We start from the raw sequence: 17,904 nt of genomic DNA, 5'->3' as shown, positions 1-17,904 counted from the left end.
GGCGCCGGGGAAGTTCCTGCACCTTCCAGTGAACACCTGTTGACTGAAAAGTCCCGCTCGTGAGATTTTAAGTGAACACATGTTTACTGTTTGGTGGTCGTCCATGCCCCTGCTTCCGTTCGAGGGTCTGCGTTTCATTGCTCCGCTGTTGTCGCCGGTTCGCGCGCTGGTGCGTGGGCAGTGGCTGCGCGAGTCGGATGTCGATGCCGTGCTGCGCGCGTGCAACCCTGGCTGGTCGTTGCAGCGGGTGTTCGCGCGGGTCGAGGCGCGGCAGTGGGTGGCGGACGACATGCTCGAACTGCGCCTGCGCCCCAGCGCGCACTGGCGCGGCGCGCGCCCCGGCCAGCACCTGCAATTGTTCGTCGAGCGCGACGGCGTGCGCCATAGCCGCAGCTACAGCCTGACCCGCGTCGCCGAGGACGGCTGCCTGGAGTTCGCGGTAAAGCTGCAACCGGGCGGGCGGATCTCCACATTCCTGCTGCAACAATTGTGCGTCGGCCAAGTGCTGGAACTGGGTCAGCCCGACGGCGACCTGGGCTGGCCGACCGATGACCACGGCGTGCTGCTGCTGGCCGCCGGCAGCGGCCTGACGCCCTTGCTCGGGCTGCTCCGCGAGGCGCTGGCGCGCGGCTACAGCGGCCCTGTCACGCTGCTGCATTACGTCCGCCAGCGTGGCCAGAAAGCCTTCGTCGCCGGACTGGAAGCGCTGGCGCGGCAGTACCCGAACCTCGAACTGCGCTGGGCGCTGAGCGGCGATGCGGCGCTGGATGGCGAGCTGGCCGGACGCTTCCAGCGCGATCACGTGGCCGGCCTGGATGGCCGCCACGTGCTGGCCTGCGGTCCCGGCGGCTTCGTCGAGAGCGTGCGCCAGACGCTGGGCGCGAGCAGCCGCAGCCTGCAGGTGGAAAGCTTCAGCCCGCCAGCCTGGGACGACCGCGAACCGGCAAGAGCCGTGAACCTGCGCTTCGCCCGCAGTGCGCTGCAGGTAAGCGGTGACAGCCGTCGCAGTCTGCTGGAGCAGGCCGAATCCCATGGCCTGCGCCCGGTCCACGGTTGCCGCCAGGGCGTTTGCACCAGCTGTACCTGCACGCTGGTCAGCGGGTGTGTGCGCGACCTGCGCAGCGGCGAGCTGTTCAGTGAGCCGGGCCAGCCCATCCGCATCTGCGTCAGCGCGCCCCAGGGCGACCTGACGCTCGATCTCTGATCCAGGAGGCTCCATGCGCGAAGATCGCGAGCTCAGCGCCGCCGAACTGGCGGCCTTCGGTGCCGAACTGGACGCCCTGCGCCAGCGCACCCTGCGTGACCTGGGCGAGCAGGACGCCCGTTACATCCGCCGCATCCGCGCCGCGGTGCGCTTCTGCTGCTGGAGCGGCCGCGTGCTGCTGATGGCCGGCTGGTTCCCGCCCACCTGGCTGCTGGGCACCTTCCTCCTCGGGCTGGGCAAGATCCTGGAGAACATGGAGCTGGGCCACAACGTCATGCACGGCCAGTACGACTGGATGAACGACCCGGAATTCTCGGGGCAGCAATACGAGTGGGACATCGTCGGCCCAGCGGACTTCTGGCGGCACACGCATAACCACGTGCACCACACCTACACCAACGTGCTGGGCATGGACGACGACGTCGGCTATGGCGTGGTGCGGCTGTTCCCCGAACAGAGGTGGAAGCCGTTCTACCGCTGGCAGCCGGTCTGGGTGACCCTCCAGGCGCTGCTGTTCCAGTACGCCGTGGCGGTACAGCACCTGCGCCTGGACAAGTACGTGAAGGGGCGGATGAGCAAGGAGGAATTGCGCCCGCTGCTGCGCCAGTTCAACGCCAAGGTCGGTCGCCAGTGGGTGAAGGATTACGCGGTGTTCCCGCTGCTCGGCCTGTTCACCGGGGCCTTCGGCGCGGTGCTGGTGGGCAACGTCATCGCCAACCTGATGCGCAACCTGTGGACCTTCACCGTGATCTTCTGCGGCCACTTCACCGAGAAGGCGGCGGTGTTCCCGCCCGAGGTGCTGCAGGGTGAGACGCGCGGCCACTGGTACCTGCGCCAGCTGCGCGGATCGAGCAACCTCGAAGGCGGGCCGCTGTTCCACATCCTCACCGGCAACCTCAGCCACCAGATCGAGCACCACCTCTATCCGGACCTGCCGGCGCGCCGCTATGCGCAGCTGTCGAAGGAGGTGCAGGCGATTGCTGCGCGCTACGGCCAGACCTACAACAGCGGCCGCCTGTCGGCGCAGTTCGCCACCGTGCTCAAGCGCATCTGGGTCCATCGCCGACCGACACAGCCGGCAATCGCCTGACGCGGATCAGGCGCGGCGGGTCAACGGCGAGGCGATCTCTTCACGCAGGGCGCGCAACTCGGCGGCGTCCTGGTTGAGATGGTGGATGGCCTTGAGCAGCTTCTGCCGGAGCAGGTCGTCCTGGACCTGTTCGACTGCCCGCATGACCTCCAGGGCCGTGGCTTCGTTGTTGGCGGCGACGGCGTCGAGGGTCTTTCGCAGGCTGCGGGTTGCGTGGTTCACGTGGGGTTCTCCTGAAAACTGCGTGCACCCTACGACCTGAGTATTTCCAATAAATTTCAACAAGTTGCTTTCGGATGGACGGTCATGATGTCGCAACGATCGCAATCCGCTTCCCCGATGCCGGCATCCGGCTTGCCGACCGGCCGGTCCCGGCGGGCGCGCGGCCGATAGCCGCCGCGCCGGCCGCCGACCATAATGCGAAGCGGTGAAGGCATGTGATCTTTGCCTCACCGTCGCTGTCCGATGTCCGGACGGCCGATTTGCGCCGCCAAACTCCCATTCCCTTCTGCCTGCCGGACTCGCCATGTTCAGCCCGCTCGTCACGTTTCCCGCGCTCTACACCGCCACGCTGCTGATGCTCGCCGGTTCCGGCCTGTTCACCACCTACATGGGCCTGCGCCTGACCCAGGAAGGCGTCAGCGACCTCTGGGTCGGCGGCCTGATGGCGGCCTACTATTTCGGCCTGGTCTGTGGCGGCAAGTTCGGCCACAAGCTGATCGCCGGTTTCGGCCACATACGCTCCTACGTCGCCTGCGCCGGCATGGCCACGGTGATCGTGCTGATCCATGCGCTGGTCTCCCAGCTGGAGGTGTGGATCGTCCTGCGCTTCGTGATGGGCGCGGTGATGATGAACCAGTACATGGTGATCGAGAGCTGGCTCAACGAGCAGGCCGAAGGGCACCAGCGCGGCAAGGTGTTCGCCGGCTACATGGTGGCGGTGGACGCCGGCCTGGTGGTTGGCCAGGGCCTGCTGGCGCTGAGCCCGGCGCTGGATTACAAGCCGCTGCTGCTGGTTGCGATCTGCTTCTCGTCCTGCCTGATCCCGCTGGCGCTGACCCGCCGCGTGCACCCGGCCAAGCTGGTGGCGGCGCCGCTGGAGATCGGCTTCTTCTGGAAGCGCGTGCCGCAGTCGCTGGGCACCATCTTCGTCGCCGGCCTGATGGTCGGCGCCTTCTACGGCCTTGCGCCGGTGTACGCGGCGCGCAACGGCCTGGACACCGCGCAGTCGAGCTTCTTCGTCGGCATGTGCATCGTGGCCGGCTTCTGCGCGCAATGGCCGCTGGGCTGGCTGTCCGACCGCGTCAACCGCAGCTGGCTGATCCGTGCCAACGCCTTGCTGCTGTGCCTGGCGGCGGTGCCGATGTGGGGGCTGATCGAGTTGCCGTACACCTTGCTGCTGGTGAACGGGTTCGTCACCGGCATGCTGCTCTTCACCCTCTATCCGCTGGCCGTGGCCCTGGGCAACGACCATGTCGAACAGTCCCGCCGCGTGGCGCTGTCGGCCATGCTGCTGACCACCTATGGTGTCGGCGCCTGCATCGGCCCGCTGTTCGCCGGCGCGATGATGCGCCACTTCGGGCCGGGCATGTTCTACATGCTGGTGTCGGCCTATGCGCTGATCCTGATCTTCTGGGTACAGCCCAAGCGGGTGACCGGCGCGCACCGCGTCGACGAGGCGCCGCTGCACCACGTGGCCATGCCCGACACCGTCAGCCCGATGGCGGCGGCGCTGGACCCGCGCGTCGAGGAAGTGCCGGAAGATCTGGTGGTGGATGCGCCGCCGAGCATTGGGCGCTCCGATGGCGAGCCGGATGCCGGTGAAGCGAAGAGCTGATCGAACTTTGCGATGGCGCAAATGAGAAAGCCCGGCAGATGCCGGGCTTTTCTTTCGCCTGTTCGGCGTATTTCGCTGGATCAGGAAACACGCTTGAGGTGGGCATCGAACACGCTGTCGCCACCGGATTCGGCGACCATGTTGCCGTGCAGCTTGTCGATGGTGTGCTCGGAACCGTTCTCGGCTACACGGACGTCATCCATCTGTTTGTGCAGGCGGTCGATGGTGCGCTCGGAACCGTTGTCGGCCACACGGGCGCCATCCATCTGCTTGTGCAGACGGTCGATGGTGCGCTCGGAGCCATTGTCGGCGACGCGGGCTTCGTCCATCTGCTTGTGCAGGCGGTCGATGGTGCGTTCCGAGCCGTTGTCGGCCACGCGGCCTTCACCCATCTGCTTGTGCAGGCGATCGATGGTGCGCTCGGCGCCGTTGGCGGCAACGCGGGCTTCGGCGCTCTGTTGCTGAAGCTGCTCGGTGCTGCGCGGGCCGTTGTTGAGGATGGCCGGCGCGGCGAAGACGGCGCTGGCGGTCATCAGGGAAGTGAATGCAAGGCTGAGGGCGATCTTGGTTTTCATGTTCAGTGGCTCCGAAAGGGGGGCGATAAGTTCTGGCTACGGGGCTATTTTCCCTTCGGATAAATCGATTTAAAAACGATGCCGGGTAATACAGAGCATCAGTGATGTCGATTATTTAGCCGGCTAATTTCTACTATCGCCGTCAATGATGGAACGACAAAAACCGCTCTAGGGCGGTGTTTTTCGGCGTTTTTCAGGAGGTTTCAGGCAAGACGCCGTTACAAATCACGGCTGGCCTGTTATCGACGGCGGGGTTTCGCGGGTTTCCAGCGATAAGAAAGCCCGGCGGGGCCGGGCTTTTCTCTCACCTTGCGGTGTACTGCCGGGAGCGTTACGCCTTCAGGTGGGCATCGAAGACGGTATCGCCACCCGATTCGGCGACCATGTTGCTGTGCAGTTGGTCGACGGTGTGCGCGGAGCCGTTTTCAGCCACGCTCATTTCGCTGTGCAGGCGGTCGACGGTCTGGCTGGAGCCATTCTCGGCGACGTTCATTGCCTGGTGCAGGCGGTCGACCGACTGGCTCGAACCGTTTTCCGCAACGCTCATCTCGCTGTGCAGGCGGTCAATGGATTTGCTCGAACCGTTTTCAGCCACACCCAGTTGCTGGTGCAGGCGGTCGACGGTCTGGCTGGAGCCATTTTCGGCGACGTTCATGGCCTTGTGCAGGCGGTCGACCGACTGGCTTGAACCGTTTTCGGCAACGCTCATCTCGCTGTGCAGGCGGTCGACGGATTTGCTCGAGCCGTTTTCGGCGACGCCCAGTTGTTGGTGCAGGCGGTCGACGGTCTGGCTGGAGCCATTCTCGGCGACATTCATTTTCTGAATCAGGCGATCCACCGACTGGCTGGAACCGTTTTCAGCGACACGGGCCTTGGCGGCGTCCAGTTGCTTGTGCTGTTGATCCAGGGTGCGTTCGGCGCCGTCCTGGGCCAGCACCTGGACCTGGCTGGCGTTGATCACAGGGGATTCCTGCTGGGAGCCGGCGAAAGCGGCATTGGCAGCAAGTACGGAAAGGGCAAAGCCAAGTACGAGGGTGCGTTTCATGATGCGGCTCCAGAAAGAGTGGGGAGTTCGTTGGACACGGACTCAGTATCTGTTCTGGATTATCGATTGGAAAACGATGCCGGAAGATAGTCGCTATCGATGCCGATGATTGTTGTAAATATACTTTAAAATCATGTAGTTATTTTTTAAAGATGACTTGTATCAACGCCTTCGATGGGCGCTATCGGCGTGATTGGTAATATCGTATTAATAGATGTTTATCGAGCCGGAGCGCGAGGAAAGGCTCTGGGATGAGGGGTGGCAGCCGCTAGGGGCCTTGAACCTGATGGGCATGCGCCGGCGCCCCAGGGATCGTAGGAGCGGACTCCGTCCGCGATACATCCGCTCCGGTGGAAAGCGTGGATAAAATCCGCTCCTGGCTGAGTATCGCGCAGGGGGATTCCCTCTCCCCCGCCCTCTCCCTGAAGGGAGAGGGAGCCATCCGAGCCGCCTGACGCTGCAGTTTCAACCGGCACCGATCCAGTCCCCTTTCCCTTTGGAGCGGGGCGCGCCGTCAGGGTCAGGGAGAGGGAAGGGCCAGTTAAGACAGTTGCTCCTGGCGTCGGCGCAGACAGCACGAAGCCCGGCCGGAGCCGGGCTTCGATGAGGGGCAATGGAGAGGGTTACTGGAGATCTTGCAGGATGTCCGCCATGTCGTCGGCGTGCTCTTCCTCCTGGGCGAGGATCTCCTCGAACAAGCGGCGCGTGGTCGGATCGGCGTCGCCCAGGTAGACGATGATCTCGCGGTAGCTGTCGATGGCGATGCGCTCGGCGACCAGGTTCTCGGTCACCATTTCGCGCAGGTTGGCGCCGGCCACGTATTCGGCATGGGAGCGCTGGGTCAGCCCGTTGGGGTTGAAGTCCGGCTCACCGCCCAGCTGCATGATGCGCTCGGCCAGCTGGTCGGCGTGCTGCAGCTCCTGGCCCGCGTGCTCGAGAAACTCGGCGGCGGCCACGCTGGCCTTCAGGCCGGTGGCCATGAAGTAATGGCGCTTGTAGCGCAGGTAGCACACCAGTTCGGTGGCCAGCGCCTCGTTGAGCAGCCGCAGCACGGTCTCCCGGTCGGCATGATAGCCCTCGGTCACGGCGCCTTCTTCGATGTTGCGGCGCGCGCGTTCGCGCAGTGTCTGGACGTCGCTCAGTTGTGCCTGGTTCATCAGTTGTCTCCTTACGGCGGGGCTTGTGACGGGCCGGCGCTGCGTTGGCGCGCGGCACGATTCGGGTCACAAGGGTGTGAGTCCGGATGCCGCCGGAAAGTTTGATTTTTCTGCCAGGCCGGCTGCCGGCGCGCGATTGCCGCGCAGTTAACGGGAGCCATCGGCTGGCTATGCTGGTCCAAGACGACAGGCCAAGGGAGAATGCCGGCCCGGCATGCTCAGGCGGCCGACGATTATCGGCAGCGGTGCGGGGGTACCGCTGCTGCCACCGACGCGGCAAGCAGGGAGTTTTCGGATATGACGCGCGGGAAAAGAATCTGCCTTTGGGTCTTCCTCGGTTTCGTCGCGGTGATCGCTGCGCTGGTGGTGTTCATCGCCACCTTCGACTGGAACCGGCTGAAGCCGACCATCAATGAGAAAGTGTCCACCGAGCTGGGTCGCCCCTTCGCCATCAACGGCGACCTGCAGGTGTTCTGGCGCACGGAACCTGCGGAGGGCGGCTGGCGCGCCTATGTGCCGTGGCCGCACTTCAGCGCCGCCGATATCACCCTGAGCAATCCCGACTGGGCGGCGGGCAAGACGCGCTCGAGCCAGAATCGGTTCGCCAGCCTGGAGAAAGTTGAATTCCGACTTGCCCCTCTGCCGCTGCTTTGGCAGACCGTGCGCATTCCGCAGATCGTCCTCACCCGCCCCAGCGCCGATCTTCTGCGGCTCGCGGATGGGCGTGCGACCTGGACCTTCGAGTTGCCGAAGAAGGAGGAGGACCCGAACGCCATGCCCGAGAAGTCCTCGTGGACGCTGGACATCGGCGAGATCGGCTTCGACAAGGGCAGCGTCACCCTCGATGACCAGAGCCTGAAGACCCGCCTCGAGCTGCTGGTTGACCCGCTGGGCAAGCCGGTGCCCTTCGGCCAGCTGGCGGGCAAGGCGCTCGCTGGCGGTGACAAGGCCGGGACCCAGGACTACGTGTTTGGCTGGAAGCTCAAGGGCCAGTACAAGGGCCTGCCGCTCAATGGCTCGGGCAAGGTCGGCGGCATGCTTGCCCTGCAGGATGCGGCCAAGCCTTTCCCGGTACAGGCGGACGTGTCTGCCGGCAGCACCCGTGCGAGCATCGTCGGCACGCTGATCGACCCGCTGAACCTCGGCGCCCTGGACCTGCGCCTGAAGCTGGCCGGCACCAGCATGGCCAATCTCTTCCCGCTCACCGGCGTGACCCTGCCCGATACGCCGGCCTACGAGACCGATGGCCGCCTGAAGGCCGAGCTGCATGACCCGGCCGGGGCGCAGTTCCACTACGAGAACTTCAACGGCAAGGTCGGCGACAGCGACCTGCATGGCGACCTGCTGTTCGTCAATCGCCAGCCGCGGCCCAAGCTCTCCGGCAAGCTGCGCTCCGAGCAGCTGCGCATGGCCGACCTCGGCCCGCTGATCGGCGCCGATTCCAACAAGGAAAAACAGGCGCGCGGCCAGAGCACCCGCCAGCCGGCGGACAAGGTGCTGCCGGTGGAGGAGTTCCGCACCGAGCGCTGGCGCGCCATGGATGCCGACGTGGAGTTCACCGGCAAGCGCATCGTGCACAGCGACAAGCTGCCGATCAGCGACCTCTTTACCCACCTGGTGCTCAACGACGGCCTGCTGACCCTGGAGCCGCTGCGCTTCGGCGTGGCCGGCGGCACGCTGGATTCGCACATCCGCCTGGACGGCGGCAAGACGCCGCTGCAGAGCAAGGTCCAGCTGCAGGCGCGCAGCTTCAAGCTCAAGGAGCTGTTCCCCAGCTTCGCGCCGATGCAGTCCAGCTTCGGCGAGCTGAACGGCGATGCGGTCCTCACCGGCACCGGCAATTCGGTGGCAACCATCCTCGCGGGCGCCAACGGCGAGATGAAGCTGCTGATCAACGATGGCCGCATCAGCCGCAGCCTGATGGAGATCGCCGGGCTGAACGTCGGCAACTACGTGGTGAACAAGCTGTTCGGCGATGACGAGGTGAAGATCAATTGCGCCGCGGCCGACGTGGGCATCACCAATGGTCTGGCCAAGCCGCGGGTGTTCGCCTTCGACACCGAGAACGCGATCATCACGGTGGATGGCACGGCGAATTTCGCCAACGAGCAGCTCGACCTGGACATCACTCCGCAGAGCAAGGGCGTGCGCATCTTCTCGCTGCGCTCGCCGCTCTATGTGCAGGGCACCTTCAAGAATCCGAAAGCCGGGGTGCACGTGGTGCCGCTGGCGGCGCGCGGTGCGGGGATGGTCGCCCTCGGCGTGGCGGTTGCGCCGGCCGCCGCGCTGCTGGCGCTGATCGCGCCGAGCAAGCAGGACGACAACCAGTGCGCCGCCTTGCTGGAGCAGATGAAGCAGCCTGCAAAAGCGCCGGCTCCGGCGAAGCGCAAGTGAAGCCTGTAGGGCAGAGGGGGGCGCCTAGCCCTTGCTCGCGAACATCTCGGCACTGTGACTGCCGGGAAATCGGTTCGCGAGCAAGCTCGCTCCTACAAAAAAGCCCTACCGGCGGTTCAGCCCGTAGGGCGAATAACCCGGAACGGGTTATCCGCCGATTGCCTCGCGGCGGATAACGCTGGCGCGTTATGCGCCCTACGGACCTGTGCAACGCCGGGAGCATCCCCGTAGGAGCGGACCTTGTCCGCGAAGTCTTGGCGCCACACCAACGCGTTCAGGGATGAAGCTTCTCGAAGCGGGCGCCTGACCCGAATGCTCTCCGAAACACAGGGAATCCGCCGCGAAGCATTTCGCGGACAAGGTCCGCTCCTACGCCTTCCGGTAATGCCGTGCTTCGCGCAGGAACGGACTGCGAACGCGATCGTCGGGCGCGTCGGCCTAATAGATCGGCACGTAGAGGTCGGTCTCGGAGTCCGGGTCCTGCGGGCCGAGGAAGCGCTCGGTGTAGCGCTCCAGGTCCACGCCTTTCTTCGGCTCCAGGCCGTGGCGGGCCAGCAGGCTGGAATAGATGGCCTGGAAGCTGTCGGCGATGGTGTTGACCGGCCCAATGTGGGTGAACACCGCGTACTTCTGCGCAGGCACCTCGAAGCTCGTCATGCCCTCGGGCACCGCGGCACCGGGGTCGACCGGCAGGCCGGCGATGTAGTGGAACTCGCCGCCCGGCAGCTGGGTACAGACGCCATAGGCGGTCCTGTCCGTCGCGCTGGCGACGATTTCCTGCTCGCGCGGGAGGAAGCGCTGCCACAGCTGGCCGATGCTGTCGCCCGGTGCACTGCCGCGATAGTCCATGCCCACGACCTGGAAAGCGGGCAGTTCGATGATGCGGTATTTCATGGTCGGCTCCTGAGGTGGCTGCTCGGATGATAGCCGGCCACTGCGCGGCGGGAATATTCCGGTGTGGCGGGAAGGGCCGCGGTCCATGAAAAAGCCCCCGCCGACGGGCGAGGGCCTGGTATCACCGGCCGGAGGCTGTCACGGCTGGTAGTCGCGCTCGTGGCGGTCCAGCTCGGAGCAGGTCAGGAAGCCCGAGCCATCCACCCGGCCGCTGCCATCGAAACTCACGTAGAAGGGCTGTTGCTGCCCGTCCTTGCTGAGGATGTAGCTGTTGCAACTGCCCGGCTTCATCAGCCGCTTCTGGGTCGAAGACGGCGTGCCGCCGATCTTCAGGACTTCTTCCTGGCTCATCCCCTTCTCGACGTTCCGCACCAGCGGCTCGTCGCGATAGGTGATGTAGTTGACCGGGTTCTGCACCTTGGTGGAAGCGCAGCCCGCCACCGAGGCCAGTACCAACAGCGCCAGCAGTGATCGCTTGTACATGGTGTTCTCCTTGGTTGAGCAACTCACTCGCTCATCTTGGAACCTGGACCTTCGCGCTGCGTTCAAGAAATTGTTTGGCGGATGTCATTGCGCGTCCTTGAGGGCGTCGTCCAGGCGCTGCTGGTTCTGCACGTTGGCCGCATCGATCTGCTGCTTGAGCTGTTGCATCTGCTGCTGGGCCTGTTGCGCCTGCTGGGCCTGCAGGTTGGCGGTGGTGGCCGCGGTGGCGGCGGTCTCGCCCAGGCCGCAGGCGCTGAGCGCGGCAGACAGGAGCAGCAGGCTGGTCAGTTGGACGGGGCGCATGGCGGACTCCGGGCGCGAGGGGCAATACCGCCACACTAGCGCATGGCGGCACTTCCGTCAGTGAGCGGCCGCTCAGCCGTAGCGCTTCATCGCCTCGATGGCCAGGCCGTTGCCGATCCCGCCGAAACGGTCGCCGTCGACGTGACGGGCGTTGGGCAGCATCGCCGCCACGCTCTGGCGCAGCGCCGGGACGCCGGAGGAGCCGCCGGTGAAGAACACGGTGTCGACCCGCGCCGGGTCCACGTCGGCGGAATTGAGCAGCTCGGTGATACTGCCGCGCACGCGCTCCAGCAGCGGGCCGATGGCGCTTTCGAACAGCTCGCGGCTCAGCTCGGCGACCAGGCCCGGCTCGATGCGCGCAAGGTCGATGTCGCGGCGCTGGGTGTCGGACAGCTCGATCTTGCTGGCTTCCACCTGCATCGCCAGCCAGTGCCCGGCGCGCTGCTCGATCAGCTTGAACAGGCGGTCGATGCCGGTAGCGTCGACTATGTCGTAGCGCATGTTCTGCAGCGCCAGCTGGGACTTCTGCGCGTATACCGCGTTGATGGTGTGCCAGGTGGCGAGGTTGAGGTGGTAGCTGGTCGGCATGAAGGCGTCGCTCTTCATCCTGCTGCCGTAGCCGAACAGCGGCATCACGCCCTGGATGCTCAGCTGCTTGTCGAAGTCGGTGCCGCCGATGTGCACGCCGCCGGTGGCGAGGATGTCGCTCTGGCGGTCGGCCACTTCGCGGCGTTCCGGCGACAGGCGCACCAGCGAGAAGTCGGAGGTGCCGCCGCCGATGTCGACGATCAGCACCAGCTCTTCGCGTTCGATGCTGCGCTCGTAGTCGAAGGCCGCGGCGAGGGGTTCGTACTGGAAGGAGACGTCCTTGAAGCCGAGCTTCTGTGCGACTGTGACGAGGGTGTCCTGGGCTTCCTGGTCGGCCTTGGGGTCGTCGTCGACGAAGAACACCGGACGGCCCAGCACCACGGATTCGAAGTCACGCCCGGCGACGGCTTCGGCGCGCTTCTTCAGCTCGCCGATGAACAGCCCGAGCAGGTCCTTGAACGGCATGGCGCTGCCCAGCACGGTGGTCTCGCTTTTCAGCAGCGAGGAACCCAGCAGGCTCTTCAGCGAACGCATCAGGCGGCCTTCGTAGCCTTCCAGGTATTCGTGCAGGGCCAGGCGGCCGTACACCGGACGGCGTTCCTCGACGTTGAAGAAGATCACCGAGGGCAGGGTGATCTTGTCGTCTTCCAGGGCGATCAGCGGTTCGCTGTCCGGACGCCACCAGCCGACGGTGGAGTTGGAGGTGCCGAAGTCGATGCCCAGGGCGCGGGCCGCAGTGGTCGGAAACATGATGCGGGTGTCCGGAGAAAAAACGGCCGCGCAGTGTACGCGAGCGCTTTTGGAAAATCAGGGTATCCGTCGGAAGACTATGGTGGCAAAGAGGGCTTGGGGAGTAGCTTGTAGTTTTGCTACATTGTGTTCCTGTAGTTTTCCTACAAGAGTTCTCCACTATCTGATTTCCGTTCTCCCACCCCGTACCCGCAGTTGGATCCCACCATGCACAGAGCCTCCTTCCACGAATTGCGCAAGGAATTCCGCGCCTTACTGAATTCTTCAGCCTGCTATCACACCGCTTCGGTGTTCGACCCCATGTCGGCGCGCATCGCCGGCGACCTGGGTTTCGAGGTGGGCATCCTGGGCGGTTCTGTAGCTTCACTACAAGTTCTGGCGGCGCCTGACTTCGCGCTGATCACCCTGAGCGAATTCACCGAACAGGCCACCCGTATCGGTCGTGTCGCCCGCCTGCCGGTGATCGCCGATGCCGACCACGGCTACGGCAACGCGCTGAACACCATGCGCACCATCGTCGAGCTGGAACGCGCCGGTGTGGCCGCGCTGACCATCGAGGACACCCTGCTGCCGGCGCAGTTCGGCCGCAAGTCCACCGACCTGATCCCGGTCGAGGAGGGCGTCGGCAAGATCCGCGCGGCGCTGGAAGCGCGCATCGACTCGGAAATGGCGATCATCGCCCGCACCAATGCCGAAGTGCTGGAAGTGGACGACGTGATCCGCCGCACCCTGGCGTACCAGGCTGCCGGCGCCGACGGCATCTGCATGGTCGGCATCCGCGACTTCGATCACCTGGAAGCCATCTCCCGCCACCTGTCCGTGCCGCTGATGCTGGTTTCCTACGGCAACCCCGAGCTGCGCGATGACGCGCGCCTGGCCGAGCTGGGTGTGCGCATCGTGGTCGACGGCCATGCCGCCTACTTCGCCGCGATCAAGGCCACCTACGACTGCCTGCGCGAGCAGCGCGGCGTGCACGCCTCCGACCTGACCGCATCCGAGCTGGCGAAGAAATACACGCTGCCCGAGGAGTACCAGATCTGGGCGCGCGAATACATGGAAGTCAAGGAGTAGGACCGCCTGTCCTGTTTCGTTCTGTACTGTTTTGTTCTGTCTGGGGCCGCTCAACCGGTCGGCAGATGCGCCAGCAGGTATTCGACCTGGGCGTTGAAGGGATGGAGCAGAGTGCCTTCGGGTTTCTCCGCCTTGCGCAGGTAGCTCCAGCGCGAGAGCAGGGAGTCCCGGCTGGCACCGGCGGGTAGCGCCGCCAGGCGTTCGCCGATCTTCACCTGCAGTGCTCCGATCCGCTCCGCCGCGTCCTCCAGGTCCCGTCCCAGCAGCCGGCGATTGGCTTGCCGGGCCTCCAGCAGTGCCAGTTCGCGCAGTTCATCCGCCAGCCCTTGCGGCGCCGGTTCGCGCGCGAGAATGAAGCTGTCGAACAGCCCCGCCACTTCCTGTGTCCGCGCCACGGCCTGGCGCAGGTCCACGCCTTTGAGGCTGTAAGCGTCCCGTACCTGTTGCAGCGTCTGGCGATAGAGCCGCCAGAGATCCTGCAGCGCGCCGGCGTTCTTCTGCTGCGTCAACTGCTCCTCGAAGCCCTGGCCCAGGGTATCGAGCCGCGAGAGGAAGCGTTCGTCGCCGGTGGCGCTGTAGAGCAGCAGGTAGCGCTCCATATCTCGCAGGCTGGCATCGATGGTGTCGGCATTGGCGGCGCGCGGCAGCAGCCCGGCGAACAACAGGCTGGCGATCAGGGCGGTGGCATAACGCATGGAAGTTTCCTGGCAGACGGCAATCCGGCGATTCTTCGCAAGGCTTTCGGCCCAGGCCATAAGACGCATCTGGTTTTGCCGGCGACGCACTCGTCGCTTCCCGCGCCATCGCCCTTGCAATCGCCGCCATGGCCCTGCATATGTGAAGACACACCAAGCTTGCACGGGAGGTCGCCATGGCCAGTGGCTGGGCAAACGACGGAGCGGTACAGGAGCAGATCGACAGCACCATCGAGGACGCCATCGCGCGGGCGCGCAACCAGTTGCCCAAGGGCGAGAGCCTGACCCATTGCGAGGAGTGCGATGCGCCGATCCCCGAGGCACGGCGCAAGGCCATCCCCGGGGTGCGCCTGTGCGTGAAGTGCCAGACCGAACATGACAAGGAGCAGGCGAACTACGCCGGCTACAACCGTCGCGGCAGCAAGGACAGTCAGCTGCGCTGATGCTGTTGCCGAGGTGAAGACGGCGCCCGGGGGCGCCGTTTTGCATCATGCCTTGTAGGAGCGAGCTTGCTCGCGAACCACCCTCGCCGCGGTGTCGGGTGGGGTTCGCTAGCAAGCTCGCTCCTACGAAAGGAAAGCCGCAGTCAGGGGTTGAGCGGCACCAGCACGCTGAAGGTGATGATGCCGTCGGCCTGTTCGACCGCGATCCGACCGCCATGGGCATGGACGATGGCCTGCGAGACGTAGAGGCCGATGCCCAGCCCGCTCTTGTTGCGGCCGTGGCTGCCGGATTCCTGCTTGAACGGGACGAACAGGTTGGCCAGGCGCGCCTCGTCCAGCGTCTCCGCCTCGTTGAGGATGCTCAGCCGCGCCATTTCGCCCTGGCGGCACAGCTCCACCAGCACCGGGCGGCCGGGGCGGCCATGGTGCCGCGCGTTGCTCAGCAGGTTGGCGACCACCTGCAGGTAGCGGTCCGGATCGACGTGCGCCTGCACGCCGTTCTCGATGGCGGTTTCGATGGCCAGGCCCGGATAGGCCACGTCGGTTTCCTGGACGATATCGTGGACCAGCCGCGAGAGGTCGGCGTCCACCGGTTTCACCGTCATTCCCGCGCCGCTCTGCAAGCGGCTCATCTCCAGGATCTGGCTGATCAGCCGTTCCATCCGGCTGCTGGAATAGGTGATGTGCTGGCGCAGCTCGGCGTTGCGCACGTCGCTGGAGGAGAGCATGGCCGCGGCCATGGAGATCGACTGCAGCGGGTTGCGCAGATCGTGGCCGAGCACGGCGATCAGGCGCTGGCGCATGCGGTCGATCTCGCCGGCGCGGTTCAGGCACAGCTCCACCAGCTCGGTGCGCAGCTTCTCCGCGATGCTGAGGTCGATGCCGGTCCATGGCATGGAGCGCCCGCGCACCACTTCCTCCCAGGCCTCGAACGAGCCGCGCGGCGTCAGGCGCGGGCCGGAAGGGCCGGTGCTGAGGATCTTCTCCGGCTTGCCGCCCCAGCGGATGCGGTGCACCTGTTCCATGCGCAGCCAGACGATCCAGCCTGACTCCTGGCGGTGAAAGCGGATGGCCATGACGCCGCAGTAGCGCGGGTCGTTGCGGTCGTCGCTCAGCTCCAGGCGGCGGTCGCTGTGGAACAGGTCGAGCTCCTCGTCGCGCTGCAGCTGCGCAATGATCGATACGGCAAGGTCCTCGAAGTCGCCGCCGATGCTGCTGGCGCGCCCGCCCAGCATCACCACCGCGCCATCGCAGGGCAGCAGGTCGGCGACGCTGGCGCCAGGGCGGGTCAGGGCGCTGAGCAGGTCGTCGGCATCGCGGGCGCGGCGCAGCAGCGCCTGCTGGCGCTCCGAGGCCTGGCGCAGCAGTTCGCTCATGCGGCTCTGTTCCAGGCGTTCGACCAGGGCGCTGCACACCTGGGAAAACACCTGGAAGGACATGCGGATCGGGTAGGGCACCAGCTTCGGGCTCATGTGGTGACAGGAGAACAGCCCCCACAGGCGTCCCCCGACCACGATGGAGATGCTCATCGACGCATGCACGCCCATGTTGGAGAGGTACTCGCAGTGGATCGGCGAAACACTGCGCAGCGTGCTGAAGCTCAGGTCGAACGGCTGGCGGCTCTGCGGGTTGAGTGTCGGACGCACTGCCACCGGCTGGTAGGCCACGTCGCCGATCAGCCGCACCGGGTTCTGCAGGTAGAGACGGCGCGCCTGGGCGGGAATGTCCGAAGCCGGATAGCGCTGGCCCAGGTAGCTTTCCAGGTCCTCGCGGCGGGACTCGGCAACCACCTCGCCGGAGTCGTCTTCCTTGAAGCGGTAGGCCATGACGCGGTCGTAACCGGTCATCCGCCGCACTTCCTCGGTAACGCTCACCAGCAGGCTTTCCACGTCATTGCGCAGCTGCAGCTGGCTGACCAGGCGCTGGGCATTGAGGGCGAAGCTGGTGAAGGAGGCGGTGCCGGCTGCGCGCCGTTCGAACTCCAGGTAGCGCACACCGGCGTGGCTGTGGCCGATCACATCGAAGAAGCGCCGGTTGATCCGTGCTTCCACGCTGTTCACCCAGGGGCCTTCCTCGCGCAGGCCTTCGGCAAGCATCGACAGCACGCCGGGGCCGACGTCCGCTTCGTCCAGGGGCTCGCCCAGCGTGGCGCGGATGCCGAGCAGGGTGCCCAGGTTATCGCTGCAGCCGAGCACGCAACCCTGATCGTCGAGGGCGATCAACGCGCCGTGCGGCTGGATCGCGCCCGGCACATGGATGGGTTCGTCCTCGCAGTTGGCGAGGGTGACCGGCTGCTCGCTCATGCGTGGTCCGCGTGGCTCGGCGCGGCGACCAGCACCCAGTCGCGGAACGAGGTGAAGGCGCGTACTGCGGCGCCCTGGGCAAGGGCGATGTCCTCGGCCGTAGTGACGTGTTCGGCCAGCAGGCGCTGGAAGGTGCCCCAGCGTTCGCCGGTGTGCTCGCCGTACCCCTGCAGCCAGCGCAGCGGCAGCGGGGCGAGAGTGGCCTTGAGGCGCTTGTAGAGCACGCGTCCGCCCAGGGTTGCGCCTTCGGCGACGTAGGCGATGCCGAAGGCTTCGGCGAGGCATTGGGGGTGCGGCGCGACAGGGCAGTCGGCCAAGCGCTGGATGGCGTGCGCGCCGGCCTGCAGGTCGGCTTGGAGCCACAGGCTCTTGCCGCAGCGCAGGGCGGCATCCCCGGCATCGGGCCAGAGCGGCCAGAGGGCCTGCTCCAGCGGACGCATCCAGCCCAGCACGCGGGCGGCATGCTCGAGGTAGGCGGCGTGGGTCAGCGGGCCGGTGAGGGGGGAGCGGCTGTCGAGATCGGCGTGCAGCGCATGGGTCGCAGCGCGCAACGCCGCCAGCGCGGGCGAGATGCCCGGGCGTTCGTTCGTCTGGGAAGTCATCGCCGTCATCGCGGGTCCACCATTTCTTCGAGCTGCAAAGCATAGCAGCTAGTGCTGCGCGACCGGGGCGGTGAGGGAAAATTGATTGAAATGTCAGGTTTTCGGGGGCTGTGGTCGGCGCAAGAGCTCCCTGTAGGAGGGGCATGCCCGCGATCCGCCGAAAGGGCCGGCGTTCTCTTTCGCTCTGGTGTGGCAGGTCAGCTACGTTGGCCAGGGGTTCCAGCGCCGCTTCGGCGTACGTCTGCACTTCTCGTTTCGCCCCCTCGGGCGACCTTCTTTGGCAAACTACGGATGGCCGCCCCACCCAAAGAAGGCAAAGGTCTTGCCCCGGACATCCGGTTTTTCGCTTAGGCGAAAAATTCCCTCGTTGAATCGAAGTTTCAGGGGCACGCGCTGTCGGGCCATCCCGGGGCCGGCCGGTGTGTTTTTAAAATATGCGAGCCCACGGGGCGTTGAGGGATGGGGGTTTT

Annotated in this window: 16 protein-coding genes and 1 pseudogene; 6 read left to right on the top strand and 11 right to left on the bottom strand. The window is 65.6% G+C overall.

From position 1 onward, the window contains the following. Positions 1–103: 103 nt before the first annotated feature. Positions 104–1,204, top strand: coding sequence for a ferredoxin reductase (locus tag ACCC94_RS05955; protein ID WP_413348460.1), 1,101 nt, complete (start codon positions 104–106; stop codon positions 1,202–1,204). Positions 1,205–1,217: 13 nt separating this feature from the next. Continuing rightward, the gene (locus tag ACCC94_RS05950) at positions 1,218–2,294 is read left to right on the top strand and encodes a fatty acid desaturase family protein (protein ID WP_413348459.1); all 1,077 of its coding nucleotides are present in this window, start codon (positions 1,218–1,220) and stop codon (positions 2,292–2,294) included. 6 nt (positions 2,295–2,300) lie between these two features. Here the strand turns inward: ACCC94_RS05950 and ACCC94_RS05945 are convergent, their stop codons facing one another. Continuing rightward, positions 2,301–2,516 carry a hypothetical protein gene (locus ACCC94_RS05945; RefSeq protein ID WP_413348458.1) on the bottom strand — a complete coding sequence of 72 codons (216 nt, stop codon included), beginning with the start codon at positions 2,514–2,516 and terminating at the stop codon, positions 2,301–2,303. A gap of 304 nt (positions 2,517–2,820) precedes the next feature. Here ACCC94_RS05945 and ACCC94_RS05940 point away from each other — a divergent pair, with 304 nt between their 5' ends. Continuing rightward, positions 2,821–4,131, top strand: a complete 1,311-nt coding sequence (locus ACCC94_RS05940; protein ID WP_413348457.1) for an MFS transporter — start codon at positions 2,821–2,823, stop codon at positions 4,129–4,131. A 182-nt stretch (positions 4,132–4,313) separates the two neighbouring features. Here ACCC94_RS05940 and ACCC94_RS05935 read toward each other — a convergent pair. The 3 genes and pseudogenes from ACCC94_RS05935 to ACCC94_RS05925 form a co-directional block, all read right to left on the bottom strand. Further along, positions 4,314–4,706, bottom strand: a pseudogene (locus ACCC94_RS05935) (phage infection protein); the annotation flags it as partial. A 331-nt stretch (positions 4,707–5,037) separates the two neighbouring features. Continuing rightward, positions 5,038–5,751 carry a hypothetical protein gene (locus tag ACCC94_RS05930; protein ID WP_413348456.1) on the bottom strand — a complete coding sequence of 238 codons (714 nt, stop codon included), beginning with the start codon at positions 5,749–5,751 and terminating at the stop codon, positions 5,038–5,040. A gap of 623 nt (positions 5,752–6,374) precedes the next feature. Then, on the bottom strand, positions 6,375–6,908 hold the full coding sequence (locus tag ACCC94_RS05925; RefSeq protein WP_413348455.1) for a ferritin-like domain-containing protein: 534 nt from the start codon (positions 6,906–6,908) through the stop codon (positions 6,375–6,377). A gap of 297 nt (positions 6,909–7,205) precedes the next feature. On the opposite strand from ACCC94_RS05925, the gene ACCC94_RS05920 reads away from it, so the two are divergent. Continuing rightward, the gene (locus ACCC94_RS05920) at positions 7,206–9,302 is read left to right on the top strand and encodes an AsmA family protein (RefSeq protein ID WP_413348454.1); all 2,097 of its coding nucleotides are present in this window, start codon (positions 7,206–7,208) and stop codon (positions 9,300–9,302) included. A 438-nt stretch (positions 9,303–9,740) separates the two neighbouring features. Here ACCC94_RS05920 and ACCC94_RS05915 read toward each other — a convergent pair whose 3' ends face one another. The 4 genes from ACCC94_RS05915 to ACCC94_RS05900 all read right to left on the bottom strand — a co-directional run bounded on the left by ACCC94_RS05915 (position 9,741) and on the right by ACCC94_RS05900 (position 12,320). Continuing rightward, the gene (locus ACCC94_RS05915) at positions 9,741–10,196 is read right to left on the bottom strand and encodes a GyrI-like domain-containing protein (RefSeq protein WP_413348453.1); all 456 of its coding nucleotides are present in this window, start codon (positions 10,194–10,196) and stop codon (positions 9,741–9,743) included. A gap of 138 nt (positions 10,197–10,334) precedes the next feature. After that, positions 10,335–10,679: an osmotically-inducible lipoprotein OsmE gene (osmE, locus tag ACCC94_RS05910; RefSeq protein ID WP_413348452.1), complete on the bottom strand. Its 345-nt coding sequence runs from the start codon at positions 10,677–10,679 to the stop codon at positions 10,335–10,337. Positions 10,680–10,763: 84 nt separating this feature from the next. Continuing rightward, positions 10,764–10,982 carry a hypothetical protein gene (locus ACCC94_RS05905; RefSeq protein ID WP_413348451.1) on the bottom strand — a complete coding sequence of 73 codons (219 nt, stop codon included), beginning with the start codon at positions 10,980–10,982 and terminating at the stop codon, positions 10,764–10,766. A 72-nt stretch (positions 10,983–11,054) separates the two neighbouring features. After that, positions 11,055–12,320, bottom strand: coding sequence for an Hsp70 family protein (locus tag ACCC94_RS05900; protein ID WP_413348450.1), 1,266 nt, complete (start codon positions 12,318–12,320; stop codon positions 11,055–11,057). A 207-nt stretch (positions 12,321–12,527) separates the two neighbouring features. Between ACCC94_RS05900 and ACCC94_RS05895 the strand changes: the two genes are divergently transcribed. Beyond that, the gene (locus tag ACCC94_RS05895; protein ID WP_413348449.1) at positions 12,528–13,391 is read left to right on the top strand and encodes an isocitrate lyase/PEP mutase family protein; all 864 of its coding nucleotides are present in this window, start codon (positions 12,528–12,530) and stop codon (positions 13,389–13,391) included. Between the two features lie 50 nt (positions 13,392–13,441). On the opposite strand, the gene ACCC94_RS05890 is transcribed toward ACCC94_RS05895, so the two are convergent. Continuing rightward, positions 13,442–14,086, bottom strand: coding sequence for a hypothetical protein (locus ACCC94_RS05890; RefSeq protein ID WP_413348448.1), 645 nt, complete (start codon positions 14,084–14,086; stop codon positions 13,442–13,444). Positions 14,087–14,262: 176 nt separating this feature from the next. Here ACCC94_RS05890 and ACCC94_RS05885 point away from each other — a divergent pair, with 176 nt between their 5' ends. Next, complete coding sequence (locus tag ACCC94_RS05885; RefSeq protein WP_017518214.1) at positions 14,263–14,529, top strand: DksA/TraR family C4-type zinc finger protein; 267 nt, start codon at positions 14,263–14,265, stop codon at positions 14,527–14,529. Between the two features lie 143 nt (positions 14,530–14,672). Here the strand turns inward: ACCC94_RS05885 and ACCC94_RS05880 are convergent, their stop codons facing one another. After that, on the bottom strand, positions 14,673–16,832 hold the full coding sequence (locus tag ACCC94_RS05880; protein WP_413348447.1) for a GAF domain-containing protein: 2,160 nt from the start codon (positions 16,830–16,832) through the stop codon (positions 14,673–14,675). Continuing rightward, the gene (locus ACCC94_RS05875) at positions 16,829–17,434 is read right to left on the bottom strand and encodes a biliverdin-producing heme oxygenase (protein ID WP_413348446.1); all 606 of its coding nucleotides are present in this window, start codon (positions 17,432–17,434) and stop codon (positions 16,829–16,831) included. Before ACCC94_RS05875 ends, ACCC94_RS05880 begins: the two co-directional genes overlap by 4 nt. Positions 17,435–17,904: the final 470 nt, after the last annotated feature.

Origin of the sequence: Pseudomonas sp. Pseusp97 (assembly GCF_047304025.1) — a bacterium.
Taxonomy (GTDB): Bacteria; Pseudomonadota; Gammaproteobacteria; order Pseudomonadales; family Pseudomonadaceae; genus Pseudomonas.
Note: the sequence above shows the minus strand (reverse complement) of the source record. Positions and strands in the feature narration are given on the sequence as shown.